Raw genomic sequence first — 14,787 nt, forward strand, 5'->3', positions numbered from 1 at the left:
TCACCGTTCCCTCACACTTTCGGCCTGTTCAGCCCCCGGATCAGCCGGGCGCCGAGCAGGCCGGCCACCACGATCGCGTAGATCGCCGGCTGGGCAAGGTCGTTCTTGCCCGCCTTCATCCACCAGTAGTGCAAGATCGCCAGCGCGGCAATCGCGTAGATCAGGCGATGCAGCCGCTGCCAACGTCGTCCGCCCAGCCAGCGCACCATCGCGTGCGGGGACGTGAGCGCGAGCGGCACCATCAGCACGAACGCGGCAAATCCGACGGTGATGAACGGGCGCTTGCCCGATACGTCGCGCAGAATGCTCGTCCAGTCGAACCATTGATCCAGCCAGAAGTACGTTGCGAAATGCAGCGTGCCGTAGCCAAACGCGAACAATCCGAGCATGCGACGACAGCGCAGCATCCATGCCAGACGAGGCGAGAGGCGGCGTACCGGCGTGATCGCTAAGGTGACGCACAGCATGACGAGCGTCCACGTGCCCGTAGAGCGGGTGATGAACTCCACGGGGTTCGCGCCAAGTTGGTCTGTGGCGCCGTAGACGATCAGCCGCAGCAGCGGGAGCAATGCGAGCAAGAACACGGCGACCTTCACCCAGACCAGCCAACGGGGTGTCATGCGATGGACGCCGCGGGCGGCGGGTGCCGCGGCGTCGACGCCTGCCGGCGTACCGGTGACACCGCTCCGATCGGATGGGAATATCGGCACCGTCGACGGACTCAGAAGAATTTACGCAGGTCCATGCCCTGATACAGACCGGCGACCTGCTCGCCGTAGCCGTTGAACATGAGTGTCTTGCGCTTGGGCGTGAAAATGCCACCGTCGCCAATGCGACGCTCGGTCGCCTGACTCCAGCGCGGGTGATCGACGTCGGGGTTCACGTTCGAATAGAAACCGTATTCGTCTGCCGCCGCACGATTCCAGCTCGTAACGGGCATCTTCTCGACGAAGCGGATCTTCACGATGGATTTGGCGCTTTTGAAGCCGTATTTCCACGGCAACACCATACGCACCGGGGCGCCATTCTGATTGGGCAGCACCTCCCCGTACAGGCCGAATGTCAGCAACGAAAGCGGGTGCATCGCTTCGTCCATACGCAGCCCTTCGATATACGGCCAACTCAGCACCGGATACGAGAGCCCAGGCATCTGCTTCGGGTCGGCCAGCGTGACGAACTCCACATATCTCGCGTTGCCCGTCGGCTGCACCTGCTTGATCAGTTCTGACAGCGAGTAACCGATCCACGGGATCACCATCGACCATCCCTCGACGCACCGATGGCGATACACCCGCTCTTCGAGCGGCGCCAGCTTGAGCAGCGCGTCGATGTCGTAGATTTTCGGCTGTTTGACTTCCCCTTCGATAGCCACCTGCCACGGACGCGGCTTGAGCGTACCCGCCCGGCGCGATGGATCGGACTTGTCGGTGCCGAACTCGTAGAAGTTGTTGTAGGTGGTGACATCCTTGATGTCGGTCGGCTTGTCGGTAACGACGTAACGCGTATTGCGCGCGGCCCCGAGTTTGGCCAGGCCGGTCCCCGGGCTGTCGGCGGCAAAGACAGCGCGTTGCGGCAACATGCCGAGCGCCGTCCCGCCCAACCCCGTCAGCCCCAGGCCGGAGGCTTGCAGGAAGCGTCGCCGGCCGGTCGCGATTTCACGCGGCGTGATGCTGCTTGCCGGAATATCCGCGCCGCGCAGGCGCGACTTGTGGGTATTCATGATGACGATCTCCTGACGGGTTCTGCGTGCGATATGACGAAGCATAGCGAATGCCGATGAAAAAAGCCGCCGGCAGTCATGCGCGGCGGCTTTCCCGATCCGATTCCCGGCGAACGGACTCAGCGTCCGTCAGAGCTGTCCGTAGCTGTGCAGCCCCGAGAGGAACATGTTCACGCCGAGGAAGGCGAACGTCGTGATCAGCAGCCCGGTCAGCGACCACCATGCCGCCACCACGCCGCGCAGCCCCTTCATCAGGCGCATGTGCAGCCATGCCGCATAGTTCAGCCAGACGATCAACGCCCACGTCTCCTTCGGGTCCCAGCTCCAGTAACCGCCCCACGCGTCGGCCGCCCACAGCGCGCCGAGAATCGTGGCAATGGTGAAGAACGCGAAACCGACGGCGATCGCCTTGTACATCACATCGTCGAGCAATTCGAGCGACGGCAGGCGCGACGAGAAGAACCCGGTGTCGAGCGGCTTGCCTGCGGCCGCCAGACGCTTGTTTTCGCCCGACTTCAGCAGATACGCCACCGCGACCATGGCCGCGAGCGCAAACGTGCCGTAACCGATGAAGTTCGCCGGCACGTGGATCTTCATCCACCAGCTCTGCAACGCCGGCACCAGCGGCTGGATTTCATAGGCGCTGCGCGCCACGCTGTACCACAGGTTGAAACCGACCGCCGCACTGATCACCAACAACACGAACGGCCCAAGCGAACGGGTTTCGTAGCGGTGCTCGTAGTACAGGTAGAAGAGCGCCGTAATCAGGCAGAAGAGCACGAACACTTCGTACAGGTTCGAAATCGGAATGTGGCCGACGTCCGCCCCCACGAGATACGACTCGTACCAGCGCACCATCATGCCGGTGAAACCGAGCAACACCGCCGACCAACACAGCGACGACCCCACGCTCGCGCCGAACGGGGAGCGCGCAAGCAGTCCGCCCCAGTAGAACAACGTCGAGAGGAAGAACAGCGCGCTCATCCACAGGATGGCCGACTGACTCGAGAGGAAATACTTGAGGAAGAACGCCTGATCCGCACGAGCGAGATCATGGTGATACAGCCCGATGCCCGAGAGCGCCAGAATGGCGATGCCCGCCATCAGCCATCGCACGGAGCGCCAGTGCCAGCCGAGCAGCGCGAAGGTGGGCACCGCAAGCACGAGAATCGTGTGCTCGTAGTAATCCATGTAGTGGCCATAGCGATTGAGGGCAAAGCCCGCACCGATCGCCAGCGCCAACGCGAACAGCCAGTCGCCGATACTGCGGCGGCGCAACCACGAGGCATCCGAATAGCTTTGCGATAACTCCATCTGTCTCACCTCACCTTCATCGTTTCGTGACGATCTCGTCGATTTCCGCCTTCGTGCGGGCGAATTCCTTTTCGAAGTCCAGCGTGCGGCGCGTCGTCGACACTGCCATCAATACCGAACTGCCACCTTCCGGGGTGTCCTTCAGCCACATCCACAGCCGCCGCTCACGCACATAGAACATCGAGAAGATGCCCAGCACCAGCAGCAAGCTGCCAAGATACACGATCTTCTTTCCGGGCGAACGCGTGAGCTGGAAGACGCTCGCCTGAATCTGGTTGAACGAATCGAGCTGCAGGAAAACCGGGGCGTCGTACAGGAAGTTGTCGGACAGCGCGTTGGTCGCCGTATGCACGAACAGTTCCGTCTCCGGCGACGATGCCACCGGCGGCATGCCCGCCTGCTCGCGGGCCACTTGCCACAATTGCCAGATGGTCCCGTCGAGGATGCGGCGGAACATATCCGCCGCGCTCGATTGCTGCTCCTGCGGCACTTTCTCGTTCACAAACTCGGCGATCGCCTGCAGGCCGCCCTTCGTCTGGCTGTTCTTGCTCGCCGGGATCACACCGGCAAACAGGTCCAGTTCGCGCTTGGCACTTTCCTGCAATTGCGCACGCAATTCGGCCGACGTCTGCGACGGCAGCGATTGTGCCGCGAACCGGCGTGCCGCCTCGGTGCGGGCCGCGTCGTCCTGGAGTGCCGCGCGGATCATCATCCACTGCTTGACGGAGCCGTCGGCGTCGGCCGGAATACGCAGGTACTGGAACGGGCCGTCAGGCGTGTCACGCACGCCCGTCATGAACACGCGCTCGCCGTCGCCTACGAGGATCGGCAACATGTAGTTGCGGTACTCCTTCGCCTGCCCGCTGCGATCGCGCACCTTGTACTGCACCGAGGGGCCGACGTTGCGCAGATCCTTGCCCGGATCGGAGCGTGCCCCCGAGCCGAGATGCCTGCTCAGATCCTCGCGCAGCGACTTGCGCGCCACGCCGCGCACGTCGCGCTCGCCGCTGCCGTTGCTGATGTTCTCGACGTTGATCGCACGGAAATCGCTGAACTCGACGGTGTACTCGTCCTTCGCGGCCGCGCCACCGCGCAGTTGCGTGGAACCGCCGATATCGCCGGAGAAGGCGAACGTGCGGTCCGACGCACCCCGCATCGGGTAGCCCGTGAGCTTGAGCTTGCTGCCGCCGTCCTCGAAACTCGACTGGTAGATCGCCACGCCCTTGTAGATGAACGGCTCGTTGACCTTCACCGTCGCGTCCATCGTCTTGCCCGTCTCGGGATCGGTGACCACGATGTCGCTCGCGAAGAGCTTTGGCATGCCCGTCGAGTAATAGTCGACGTGGAATTTCTTCAGTTCGATGGAGAACGGCAGATCCTGAACGACGGAGCCGTCCTGGAAATTCAGAATCGCCGTATTCGAGCGCCCACCTTCCGGCACGAATGCATAGCCGCGGAACGCGGGGTTATTCGGCGACAGACGGTGCGTCTCCGGAATCTGTGCGATGACGGCATTGCCTTGCAGCGGCGATTTGCCGAAGAGCGCCATCTGAATGCGGATCAGCAGATCGCTGTCGACCAGACCGCCCAGACAGATGATGACGATCGCACTGTGCGCGAAGATGTAGCCGATCTTGTTGATGGCACCGGCCTTCGCGGCGACGAGCGTTGCGCCATCGCGCTCTCGGACGACGAAACGATAGCCTCTGCGCCCGAGGTACTGGGTCAGGCGCGGCAGAAGCGCCGCACGCGGCGCCGGGCCGGTGAACTCACCCTTGTGCCCGAACGCCCGCAAGCTGCCTTCGCGCACGTGATCGCGCCAACTGCGAATGTCGGCGATCATCTTCGGCGCATTGCGCACGATGCACAGCGTCGTCGACGCCATGAGGAAGAAGAGAATCAGCAGGAACCACCACGAGCTGTAGACGGTGTACAGACCGAGCGAGCGGAAGACGTCCGCCCAGAAGGGGCCGAACTGATTGACGTAGTTGGGATAGGGGTCGCCCTGCTTGAGCACGGTGCCGACGATACTGGCGATCGCAAGCACGGTCAGCAGGCTGATGGCAAAACGCATCGAACTGACCAGCTCGACGCCGTCGCGCACCCATCGTTGCGCGCCCTTGATCTGCATTCCCGAGGTACTGATGCTCATCCTGTTTCCGACAACAAAAAAGGGCGGGGACGCGTTCTTCACGCGCCCGCCACCCTGTGTATGCTAAACCAGTTCGATCCGATCGCTCTGCGGCGCCGCTGCTGGTTTCGTTATAAGTCAGCGAATATACCCTGACGTTCACACGATGTCAGGGCAGAACGCCGATCAGTGCAACCCAGCGATGTAATCCGCGACCGCCTTGATTTCCTTGTCCGACAGGCGCGCACTGACATCGTGCATCGGTGCGTTGTTCAGGCGGGTGCCGTCGCGGAACGCCACCAGCTGGGCGGCGGTGTATTCCGCCCATTGACCGGACAATCTCGGATACTGCGACGGCATGCCGGCACCGGCCGGGCCGTGGCATGACGCACAGGCGGGCACGCCCTTGTCGGCGACACCGCCACGATAGATCTTTTCGCCCAGCGGTACGGTGTCCTTGTTACGTGCGGCACCCGGCTTGGGTGTCTGCGACGCGAAGAAGGCGGAGACGTTGCGCATGTCCTGTTCGGACAATGCCGCCACCATGCCGGCCATGATCGGGTTGTTACGTGCGGGGGTCTTGCCGGGCTGCGCCTTGAAATCGACGAGCTGCTTGTTCAGGTATTCGACGTGCTGACCGGCGAGCTTCGGATACGCGCCGCCGGTACTGTTGCCGTCTGCCGCGTGGCAGGTGGCGCAAACCTGAGTGGCAATTGCCTGTCCCCGGTTCAGGTCTGGTTTTGCAGGCGCCTGCGCCTCGGCGGCTTGTCCTACGCCGCTCAGTAGAAAGCATGCCAGCGCCAACGGTGTTGCAGCGAGAGACTTCCACACTCCTCGGTTCATTCGCACACCTTATATCTGTTTTGTCGGGAAATCGGTCGTTCGAACTCACCGTCCGACGCCATGTTTCTCCTCCAACCTCACGGCGCGCGAGACGTTCGGGCAAGCCTTGGCCGGGCCAAGGTTAACTTTCATATTGTACAATAAAGACTTTCCCCGGCTTTAGGGGATTCCATGTAGAAGGCCGCAGAACGGGGCTTCCCGGCCTGTCGCCGGTGGGCGTCGAACCTGCCGAATTGCCTGTCTGCGCTCGCGTTGCGGCCTGTCTCCAATGGCTGCGGCGCTCCCCGGTTTCCGTCATGTCCCTACTTCATCAAGCCCGCTTCTTTACGACCGTCAATCATCTGCGCGACCTGCCGCCCACGGCCGTGCCCGAGGTCGCCTTCGCGGGTCGCTCGAACGCGGGCAAGTCCAGCGCGCTCAACATCCTGTGCAACCAGAAGCGTCTGGCATTCTCCAGCAAGACGCCGGGCCGCACGCAGCACATCAACTATTTCGAGATCGCGCACCTCGAGCATCTGTACGGTTACCTCGTCGACTTGCCCGGTTACGGCTACGCCGAAGTCGGCGGCGGGGTGAAGGTGCATTGGCAGCAACTGCTCGGCGACTATCTTGTACAACGTCCGCAGCTTCGTGGTCTCGTGCTCGTGATGGACTCGCGCCGTCCGTTCACGGATCTCGATTGCGAGCTGATCGACTGGTTCCTGCCGACCGGGCGTCCCATCCACGCGCTGCTGACCAAGGCGGACAAGCTCACGCGCCAGGAAGCCACGGTCGTACTGCGCGATACGCAAAAGCGACTGGCAGCGTTGCCGCGGACCGACGGCCTGCCGTCGGACGATCCGGCGGTCGCGCCGCAGTTCACCGCGCAACTCTTCTCCTCGCTCAAGCGCACCGGCGTCGATGCCGCCCAGCGCATGCTCGAAGACTGGCTCGCCATTCCGGCACGCGATACCGCGAAAAAGTGAGCGTCGCTCGGCGCTTGCCGACGGTGTCAACGCCATAAGGTAAGCGTCATGGGCTACGGATGGGCGCGACAAATCGTCGCGGCATACCGCGAACAGGCATCGGAAATTCCAGAGGTCGGGCCAGCGCATCGGACACGCGTGATGTGCCCTCGGCCGAACGGATGATGTGACTTCGATGGCGCCGCAACGCAGGGCTGCCGGGGGTGTCGGCGTGACGATTCGCGCGCACATAAAAAAACCGCCGTGTAGGCACGGCGGGTTTAAATAAGCCTTATCGTAGAACGACAGGCGCCCGCTCAGGGAGGAGAAGCGGGGGACGCCGCACGCAGTGCGAACATCCGGTTGGTATGATATACCATGCGTTCGAAAGTTTCCCGGCAAGCGCCATTTTTTGCTCGCCTTTCCGCTTACGGAATCGTTGAGTCGGCCGCAACGACATCCCGATTTCGGGACACGCCGGCACGACAGGTTCGCGGGAAATTTCCACGCGCCATTCTTTCGTCCAAAGGACCGATCGCATGAGTTCCTACCCCCTGCTTCGCCCGCGCCGCATGCGACGCGATGACTTCTCGCGCCGTCTGATGCGCGAAAACCACCTGACGTGCGACGACCTCATCTATCCCGTGTTCGTCCTTGACGGGCAAAACCGCCGTGAAGCGGTCGATTCGATGCCTGGCGTCGAACGCGTGTCGGTCGATGAACTGCTGCGTGTGGCCGATACGTGCGTCACGCTCGGCGTGCCGGTCATTTCGCTGTTCCCGAACATCGAGGCCTCGCTGAAGACTCCCGACGGCATCGAAGCCACGAACCCCGATGGTCTGATCCCGCGTGCCGTTCGCGAGCTCAAGCGCCACTTCCCGGATCTCGGCGTGCTGACCGACGTCGCACTCGACCCGTACACGAGCCACGGCCAGGATGGCGTGCTCGACGAGAACGGTTACGTCATCAACGACGTAACGACCGAAATCCTCGTGAAGCAAGCGCTCACGCAAGCGGAAGCGGGCGTGGATATCGTGGCACCGTCCGACATGATGGACGGGCGTATCGGCGCCATTCGCGAGGCACTCGAAGCGAACGGCCACATTCATACGCGCATCATGGCGTACGCAGCGAAGTACGCTTCGGCGTTTTACGGTCCGTTCCGTGACGCCGTCGGCTCGGCCTCGAATCTGGGCAAGAGCAACAAGATGACGTATCAGATGGACCCGGCCAATTCGGACGAAGCGCTGCGTGAAGTCGCGCTCGACATCGAGGAAGGCGCGGACATGGTAATGGTCAAGCCCGGCATGCCGTATCTCGACATCGTTCGCCGAGTGAAGGACGAGTTCCGCTTCCCGACCTACGCCTATCAGGTCAGCGGCGAATACGCCATGCTCAAGGCTGCGGCCCAGAATGGCTGGCTCGACCACGACAAGGTCATGATGGAGTCGCTGCTGGCGTTCAAGCGCGCCGGTGCCGACGGCATCCTGACCTACTTTGCGCTCGACGCCGCACGCCTGATTCGCGCGCAGGCATGACGGGCGCAAGGGTATTGGTGCGGTAGCCGGTTGGCGTCGCCACCGAGGTCGCGCCACTGCGTACACAAAAAACGGCCACCCGGATTCGGGTTGGCCGTTTTTTATTGGCTGGCGAAACAGCGTTGATGCTGCACGACCTGCGATCCAACGGATGACGTCAAAGCCGAAACTCAGGACGTCACTGCCCCATCAGGCGGCCGGACCGTAGGCCTTCTCCAGGCTGCGAAGGAACTGGTCAGCCGACTGCGCCCCGACCACCCGCGTGCCGTCGATCTCCTTGCCGGTGCCGTCGAAAAAAATGATGCCCGGCGGACCGAACAGTCCGAATCGCTTGAGCAGCGCCCGGTCGTCGGCGTTGTTTGCCGTAATGTCGGCCTGCACCAGAACCATTTGATCGAGACGTGCTTTGACGCGCGGGTCCGTGAAGACGTAGCGCTCCATCTCCTTGCAACTGATACACCAGTCGGCGTAGAAATCGAACATCACGGGACGTCCCGCCGTGGCCACCAACCGATCGAGCTCCCCAACGTTTTTCACTTGCTGGAACTTCACACCTTCGGTTGCCGGCACACCGGCAATGGCACCGCCCGAAGCGACCGTCGTCAATCCGGCGAGCGGCGTCAGCGGATCGCGCGCGCCTGCGGCGGCCCCGACCAATGCGACAGCCCCCAGCAGCGCGACGGCCACACCAAGCCCCTTGAGCAGGCGTCGCGCGCCGCTCGAGCCATCGGGCAGGCTATCGAAAACGCGCATGAACGTCGCCGCGACCAACAGCAGGACACCCGCCGCCAGCAGCAGGATCGGCGTCGGCAGCAACGGACGCACGATCCACAGCGCCACGCCGAGGAGCAGGAAGCCGAAGAACCGCTTCACGCCGTCCATCCACGCGCCCGCTCTCGGCAGCAGTGCACCGCCGCCACCCGCGAGAATCACCAGCGGCAAGCCCATGCCGAGCGACAGCGCGAACAGGGCCGCGCCACCGAAGACCGCATCCCCGGTCTTCGCGATGAACGCCAGCGCAGCAGCCAGCGGCGCCGTGACGCACGGGCTCACGATCAGCCCTGACAGCACGCCCATCATGGCGGCGCCGATCCACTGTCCCGACTGCTGCTTGCGCGCGGCATCGTCAATGCGGGAGCGAAGCGCCGAGGGGAGCTGGATCTCATACATCCCGAACATCGACAGCGAGAGCACCACCATCAGCAGCGCGAACGTGGCCAGCACCCACGGCGTCTGCAAGAACGCGATGAGGCCCTGCCCCAGCAACCCGGCCGCAATGCCGATAACCGTGTTCACGATGGCCATGCCCAGCACGTAGGCGATCGCCAGACGAACGGCCTTGCCGCGGCTGGCGGCCTGTCCGGCGACGATCGACAGGAGAATCGGCACCATCGGCAGGACGCACGGCGTGAATGCCAGCGCAAGGCCCAACCCGAAGAAGATACCCAGTGCCACGGCGAAGTTGCCACCCGAGAGAATCCGCTCCGCCTCGCTGTAGTCCTCACGGGCCGACAACCATCCGCCGGAGGTATTCGATGCCACCGGCGCCGCATTGGCCGCATTCGCTGTCGGCGACGCATTCGACGTTTGCGGGCTCGCACCAAGCAAAGCCTGCGAGACCGGTCCGGCCGTCGATACGGCGCCCCCGGACCCGCCCGATGCCGCACCGATTGCCGCCGCCGAGATCTTCAGCGGCTTGTCCATCGGCGGATAGCAAAGCCCCTTGTCGGCGCACCCTTGCATGGTGACGTTCAGCGTGAACGGCCCGCTCGCCTGGCTGACAGGTATGTGCACCTCGATCGGCTCGTGATAGACCTCCATGTCCTTGTCGAAGGTCTCGTCGTGCTTGACCTCGCCCTTCGGGAACGTCGGTGCACCAAGTGTCACGGCCGGATTATCGGCCGCGAAAGCGAAACGCTCCCGGTAGAGGTAATAGCCCTTCGCGACATCGAAACGCAGCACGATCACACCCGGCTGCTCCGTCTTCGCGACCTTGAATGCGACATCAGGATCGAGAAAATCGTCAGCGGCCTGTGCGCGTCCGGCAAATGCCATCAGCATCACGGCAACGAGGCTCAGTGCGAGCCACCAGATGCGCCAAACACGTTTCTGCAGCGGTACGTGGACGTTTTCCCCCATCTGCCGAGCGCTTCCGCCCGCCAGTGCGTCCATCGTCGTGACATCAGACATGCAACTCCCCCCGGGTCTCATCCTCCACCCATCGTGCATACGCCGGTAGTGCCGCGCTGGCCGGCCAGGCGACGATTTCCGGCACGTCGTAAGGGTGGTGTTCCTTGATGTACTGCTCCAGCGCACTGTAGCGCCCGGCAGCGGTTTTGATCATGAGTGGGATTTCCACACTCGTCTCGCGCTTGCCCTGCCACCGATAGCTCGAACGCACCGGCGCCATCCGCTGCACGCACGCCGCCAGCCGACCGGCGAGCATGCCGTCGATGGCGGACTCGGCGCTGGCCTCGTCGGGGAACGTCGTCATGACGATGAGAAGGGCATCCATGATGTGCGGTAGACAGCTCAAGCGTAAGGATTGTTCACTGTACACTGACGCCGAAAAACTTGCGCAATCGACGCGTGATTTCGGGAATGGGACCAGCCGATCTTCGGAAAACACCCCGAAAATAAAAAAAGCCAGGTCGGTGACCTGGCTTCTTTTACGACTCACAGTCCCGAGGGACTGTTGCGCTTCATCGCTTACTCAGCGACTTCCGGCGCTTCCGTGTCGACTTCCGGACGATCCAGCAGTTCGACGAAAGCCATCGGCGCATTGTCACCCACGCGGAAACCCATCTTCAGGATACGCAGGTAGCCGCCCGGACGGTTGGCAAAACGCGGGCCGAGCTCGTTGAACAGCTTCGTGACCATTTCACGATCGCGCAGGCGATTGAACGCCAGACGACGGTTAGCCACCGTGTCCTTCTTACCGAGGGTGATGAGGGGCTCGACGACCTTACGCAGTTCCTTGGCCTTCGGCAGCGTGGTCTTGATCGCTTCGTGTTGCAGCAGCGAGTTCGACATGTTACGCAGCATTGCCAGACGGTGGCTGCTGGTACGATTCAGTTTACGCAAACCATGACGGTGACGCATTTCAACTTTCCTTTAAACAGAGTTTTCGACCAAGCTCTTCTATCGGTGACGATCACCGCGGGCCGGTACCTTCGCTATCGGCCGTATCGGAACATTCCGACGCGCCGCACTTACGTAGCGACACGGCCGCCCAAGGGCGGCCATGTCATTACACCTTACTTCTCGAGACCAGCCGGCGGCCAGTTTTCGAGCTTCATGCCCAGCGTGAGGCCACGCGAGGCAAGCACTTCCTTGATCTCGTTGAGCGACTTGCGACCCAGGTTCGGGGTCTTGAGCAATTCGTTCTCGGTACGCTGGATCAGGTCGCCGATGTAGTAGATGTTTTCGGCCTTCAAGCAGTTGGCCGAACGCACCGTCAACTCGAGATCGTCCACCGGACGCAGCAGGATCGGATCGATCTGCGGCGCACGCGACGGCGCTTCGCTGGCGGCTTCCGTGCCTTCCAGCGCAGCGAACACCGACAGTTGGTCGACGAGGATGCGAGCCGATTGACGGATCGCTTCTTCCGGCGAGACCACACCGTTGGTTTCGATGTTCATCACGAGCTTGTCCAGGTCGGTACGCTGTTCCACACGGGCCGATTCGACCGCGTAGCTCACACGCTTGACCGGCGAGAACGACGCGTCGAGGACGATACGACCAATCACCTTGGCCGATTCGTCGCCATAACGGCGCACGTTACCCGGGACATAACCACGACCCTTTTCGATCTTGATCTGAACGTCGAGCTTGCCGCCCTTGGCCAGATGCGCGATCACGTGATCGGGGTTGATCAGTTCCACATCGTGGGGCACTTCGATGTCCGAAGCACGCACCACACCTTCACCATCCTTGCGCAGCGTAACGGTGACTTCGTCACGGTTATGCAGCTTGAACACCACACCCTTGAGGTTCAACAGGAAGTTGACGACATCTTCCTGGACACCATCGATGGTGGAGTATTCATGCACAACGCCGGCGATCGTCACTTCGGTCGGCGCATAGCCCACCATCGACGACAACAGCACGCGGCGAAGCGCGTTGCCCAAGGTGTGGCCATAGCCACGTTCGAACGGCTCCATCACGACTTTGGCGTGATGCTCACCGACCGGCTCAACCGCAATGATCTTGGGCTTCAACAAACTGGTTTGCATAGGTTTCCTTTTCAATACCCTCGGCTCGTTACACCGATAAGGCTGATGGATGACAACCTGCACGGAACGCAAAACGCGCCGTGAGGCGCGTCAGCATCATACGGATTAACGCGAATACAATTCAACGATCAGGCTTTCGTTGATGTCGCCTGCGATATCGCTACGTTCCGGCAGTGCCTTGAAAGTGCCTTCCATCTTCTTGGCGTCAACCGAAACCCAGATCGGGAAACCGACTTGTTCGGCCAGCGACAGTGCTTCTTGAATACGCACTTGCTTCTTGGCCTTTTCACGAACGGTGATCACATCACCGGCCTTGACCTTGATCGACGGGATGTTGGCAACAACACCGTTCAGCACGATCGCCTTGTGGCCGACCAGCTGGCGCGCTTCAGCGCGCGTCGAACCAAAGCCCATGCGGTACACGACGTTGTCCAGGCGCGACTCGAGCACTTGCAGCAGGTTTTCACCCGTGTTGCCCTTGAGACGGTCGGCTTCCGCGAAATAGCGACGGAACTGACGCTCGAGCACGCCGTAAATACGCTTGACCTTCTGCTTTTCGCGCAGCTGGTTGCCGTAGTCCGACGTACGAGCACCCGAGGTGCGGCCATGCTGACCCGGCTTGCTATCCAGCTTGCACTTGTCGGCGAGCGAGCGACGTGCGCTCTTCAGGAAGAGGTCAGTACCTTCACGACGGGAGAGTTTGGCCTTCGGGCCGATATAACGTGCCACGGTTGTTCCTTTATCTCAAAATTTGACGCAGCGAGCTTTGCCCACTACGCAAGTCCGGTACCAATGTACCGGACGGTGGTCTTAGAAATTGCTACGCGCACGGCCGAGACCGTGCGCGAACCCGCGATTATAGCAGGATTTTCTTACGCGTCTTAGATACGACGACGCTTCGGCGGGCGGCAGCCGTTGTGCGGGACCGGCGTCACGTCCGAGATGGCCGTGATCTTGATACCCAGCGCATTCAGTGCACGAACCGCGGATTCGCGACCCGGGCCCGGGCCCTTGATGCGAACTTCGAGGTTCTTCACGCCGTATTCCAGTGCCACGCGGCCAGCCGACTCAGCAGCAACCTGGGCAGCGAACGGGGTCGACTTACGCGAACCCTTGAAGCCCTGGCCACCCGACGTCGCCCATGCCAGCGCATTGCCCTGACGATCGGTGATCGTGATGATGGTGTTGTTGAACGAAGCGTGGACGTGCACGACGCCTTCGGCAACGCTCTTCTTGACCTTCTTGCGAACGCGCTGCGAAGCGGCGTTGTTCTGTTGCTTAGCCATGAGTTCCTATCCTCTGGTTACTTCTTCAGCGAAACGCCGGCCTTACGCGGGCCCTTACGGGTACGCGCATTGGTACGGGTGCGCTGACCGCGAAGCGGCAGACCCTTGCGGTGACGCATGCCACGATAGCAGCCCAGATCCATCAGGCGCTTGATGTTCATGGTCACTTCACGACGCAGATCGCCTTCGACCGTCAGTTGACCGACTTGATCACGCAGCTTTTCGAGATCGGCGTCGTCGAGGTCCTTGACCTTCTTCGAGTAAGCCACACCAGCGGCGTCGCAAATCTGGCGAGCGCGGGTACGGCCGACACCGAAAATAGCCGTCAGGCCGATTGCGGTGTGCTGGTGGTTCGGGATGTTAACCCCTGCGATACGAGCCATTCGTAATTCCCCAACTAAATAGCGTTAAAGGCCGATTAGCCCTGACGTTGCTTGTGGCGCGGATCCGAACTGCAGATCACACGCAGCACGCCTTTGCGCTTAACAAACTTGCAATTGCGGCAGATGCACTTAACAGATGCCAAAACTTTCATGACAATTCCCTCTCTCTAATCACTTCGCCCGGAAGACGATCCGCGCACGCGACAGATCGTAGGGCGTCAACTCTACCGTCACCTTATCCCCGGGAAGGATACGGATGTAATGCATCCGCATCTTGCCGGAAATATGTCCGAGTACTACATGGCCATTTTCCAGCTTTACCCGGAAGGTGGCATTGGGGAGGTTTTCAAGGACCTCACCCTGCATTTGAATAACGTCGTCTTTCGACATGAT

At 61.7% G+C, this 14,787-nt stretch carries 16 protein-coding genes; 2 read left to right on the forward strand and 14 right to left on the reverse strand.

The genetic code is table 11. The annotated features are described in order from the left end of the window. Positions 1-11 precede the first annotated feature (11 nt). The 5 genes from msrQ to ABWO90_RS23385 form a co-directional block, all read right to left on the reverse strand. Positions 12-620 (reverse strand): protein-methionine-sulfoxide reductase heme-binding subunit MsrQ, encoded by a 609-nt coding sequence (gene msrQ / locus ABWO90_RS23365; protein WP_353193619.1) that lies wholly within the window; start codon positions 618-620, stop codon positions 12-14. Between the two features lie 101 nt (positions 621-721). Further along, positions 722-1,729: a protein-methionine-sulfoxide reductase catalytic subunit MsrP gene (msrP, locus tag ABWO90_RS23370; protein ID WP_502922689.1), complete on the reverse strand. Its 1,008-nt coding sequence runs from the start codon at positions 1,727-1,729 to the stop codon at positions 722-724. Between the two features lie 120 nt (positions 1,730-1,849). Continuing rightward, complete coding sequence (gene ccsB / locus ABWO90_RS23375; RefSeq protein WP_353193621.1) at positions 1,850-3,034, reverse strand: c-type cytochrome biogenesis protein CcsB; 1,185 nt, start codon at positions 3,032-3,034, stop codon at positions 1,850-1,852. A gap of 16 nt (positions 3,035-3,050) precedes the next feature. Next, positions 3,051-5,186 (reverse strand): cytochrome c biogenesis protein ResB, encoded by a 2,136-nt coding sequence (locus ABWO90_RS23380; protein ID WP_353193622.1) that lies wholly within the window; start codon positions 5,184-5,186, stop codon positions 3,051-3,053. Positions 5,187-5,351: 165 nt separating this feature from the next. Further along, a complete protein-coding gene (locus tag ABWO90_RS23385; RefSeq protein ID WP_353193623.1) occupies positions 5,352-6,008 on the reverse strand; it encodes a c-type cytochrome in 657 nt (218 codons plus the stop codon). A 296-nt stretch (positions 6,009-6,304) separates the two neighbouring features. On the opposite strand from ABWO90_RS23385, the gene yihA reads away from it, so the two are divergent. Together yihA and hemB are read left to right on the forward strand one after the other, a co-directional pair. Beyond that, complete coding sequence (gene yihA, locus ABWO90_RS23390) at positions 6,305-6,973, forward strand: ribosome biogenesis GTP-binding protein YihA/YsxC (RefSeq protein WP_353193624.1); 669 nt, start codon at positions 6,305-6,307, stop codon at positions 6,971-6,973. A gap of 518 nt (positions 6,974-7,491) precedes the next feature. Then, positions 7,492-8,490 carry a porphobilinogen synthase gene (gene hemB / locus ABWO90_RS23395; protein ID WP_353193625.1) on the forward strand — a complete coding sequence of 333 codons (999 nt, stop codon included), beginning with the start codon at positions 7,492-7,494 and terminating at the stop codon, positions 8,488-8,490. 189 nt (positions 8,491-8,679) lie between these two features. On the opposite strand, the gene dsbD is transcribed toward hemB, so the two are convergent. The 9 genes from dsbD to infA all read right to left on the reverse strand — a co-directional run bounded on the left by dsbD (position 8,680) and on the right by infA (position 14,784). Further along, a complete protein-coding gene (gene dsbD / locus ABWO90_RS23400; protein WP_353193626.1) occupies positions 8,680-10,680 on the reverse strand; it encodes a protein-disulfide reductase DsbD in 2,001 nt (666 codons plus the stop codon). Continuing rightward, a complete protein-coding gene (gene cutA, locus ABWO90_RS23405) occupies positions 10,673-11,005 on the reverse strand; it encodes a divalent-cation tolerance protein CutA (RefSeq protein ID WP_353193627.1) in 333 nt (110 codons plus the stop codon). The genes dsbD and cutA overlap by 8 nt, the downstream gene beginning before the upstream one ends. A gap of 194 nt (positions 11,006-11,199) precedes the next feature. Next, positions 11,200-11,592, reverse strand: coding sequence for a 50S ribosomal protein L17 (gene rplQ, locus ABWO90_RS23410; RefSeq protein ID WP_023593838.1), 393 nt, complete (start codon positions 11,590-11,592; stop codon positions 11,200-11,202). Between the two features lie 155 nt (positions 11,593-11,747). Continuing rightward, the gene (locus ABWO90_RS23415) at positions 11,748-12,725 is read right to left on the reverse strand and encodes a DNA-directed RNA polymerase subunit alpha (RefSeq protein ID WP_039393697.1); all 978 of its coding nucleotides are present in this window, start codon (positions 12,723-12,725) and stop codon (positions 11,748-11,750) included. 105 nt (positions 12,726-12,830) lie between these two features. Further along, positions 12,831-13,454 (reverse strand): 30S ribosomal protein S4, encoded by a 624-nt coding sequence (gene rpsD / locus ABWO90_RS23420; RefSeq protein WP_353193628.1) that lies wholly within the window; start codon positions 13,452-13,454, stop codon positions 12,831-12,833. 152 nt (positions 13,455-13,606) lie between these two features. After that, on the reverse strand, positions 13,607-14,011 hold the full coding sequence (gene rpsK, locus ABWO90_RS23425; protein ID WP_010804113.1) for a 30S ribosomal protein S11: 405 nt from the start codon (positions 14,009-14,011) through the stop codon (positions 13,607-13,609). A 17-nt stretch (positions 14,012-14,028) separates the two neighbouring features. Continuing rightward, the gene (rpsM, locus tag ABWO90_RS23430) at positions 14,029-14,394 is read right to left on the reverse strand and encodes a 30S ribosomal protein S13 (RefSeq protein WP_353193629.1); all 366 of its coding nucleotides are present in this window, start codon (positions 14,392-14,394) and stop codon (positions 14,029-14,031) included. 35 nt (positions 14,395-14,429) lie between these two features. Then, complete coding sequence (gene rpmJ, locus ABWO90_RS23435; RefSeq protein WP_010804115.1) at positions 14,430-14,546, reverse strand: 50S ribosomal protein L36; 117 nt, start codon at positions 14,544-14,546, stop codon at positions 14,430-14,432. A gap of 19 nt (positions 14,547-14,565) precedes the next feature. Further along, positions 14,566-14,784: a translation initiation factor IF-1 gene (gene infA, locus ABWO90_RS23440; RefSeq protein WP_010804116.1), complete on the reverse strand. Its 219-nt coding sequence runs from the start codon at positions 14,782-14,784 to the stop codon at positions 14,566-14,568. Positions 14,785-14,787: the final 3 nt, after the last annotated feature.

Source organism: Pandoraea pnomenusa (assembly GCF_040391475.1).
In the GTDB taxonomy this organism is placed as follows: Bacteria; Pseudomonadota; Gammaproteobacteria; order Burkholderiales; family Burkholderiaceae; genus Pandoraea; species Pandoraea pnomenusa_C.

Excerpts from the sequence above, each read along its gene's own strand:
- rpsM (WP_353193629.1), bottom strand. The coding sequence starts at position 14,394 with ATGGCTCGTATCGCAGGGGTTAACATCCCGAACCACCAGCACACCGCA.
- yihA (WP_353193624.1), top strand. The coding sequence starts at position 6,305 with ATGTCCCTACTTCATCAAGCCCGCTTCTTTACGACCGTCAATCATCTG.
- msrQ (WP_353193619.1), bottom strand. The coding sequence starts at position 620 with ATGACACCCCGTTGGCTGGTCTGGGTGAAGGTCGCCGTGTTCTTGCTC.
- ABWO90_RS23380 (WP_353193622.1), bottom strand. The coding sequence starts at position 5,186 with ATGAGCATCAGTACCTCGGGAATGCAGATCAAGGGCGCGCAACGATGG.
- infA (WP_010804116.1), bottom strand. The coding sequence starts at position 14,784 with ATGTCGAAAGACGACGTTATTCAAATGCAGGGTGAGGTCCTTGAAAAC.
- rpmJ (WP_010804115.1), bottom strand. The coding sequence starts at position 14,546 with ATGAAAGTTTTGGCATCTGTTAAGTGCATCTGCCGCAATTGCAAGTTT.
- ABWO90_RS23415 (WP_039393697.1), bottom strand. The coding sequence starts at position 12,725 with ATGCAAACCAGTTTGTTGAAGCCCAAGATCATTGCGGTTGAGCCGGTC.
- ccsB (WP_353193621.1), bottom strand. The coding sequence starts at position 3,034 with ATGGAGTTATCGCAAAGCTATTCGGATGCCTCGTGGTTGCGCCGCCGC.
- rplQ (WP_023593838.1), bottom strand. The coding sequence starts at position 11,592 with ATGCGTCACCGTCATGGTTTGCGTAAACTGAATCGTACCAGCAGCCAC.
- ABWO90_RS23385 (WP_353193623.1), bottom strand. The coding sequence starts at position 6,008 with ATGAACCGAGGAGTGTGGAAGTCTCTCGCTGCAACACCGTTGGCGCTG.
- rpsK (WP_010804113.1), bottom strand. The coding sequence starts at position 14,011 with ATGGCTAAGCAACAGAACAACGCCGCTTCGCAGCGCGTTCGCAAGAAG.
- cutA (WP_353193627.1), bottom strand. The coding sequence starts at position 11,005 with ATGGATGCCCTTCTCATCGTCATGACGACGTTCCCCGACGAGGCCAGC.
- dsbD (WP_353193626.1), bottom strand. The coding sequence starts at position 10,680 with ATGTCTGATGTCACGACGATGGACGCACTGGCGGGCGGAAGCGCTCGG.
- hemB (WP_353193625.1), top strand. The coding sequence starts at position 7,492 with ATGAGTTCCTACCCCCTGCTTCGCCCGCGCCGCATGCGACGCGATGAC.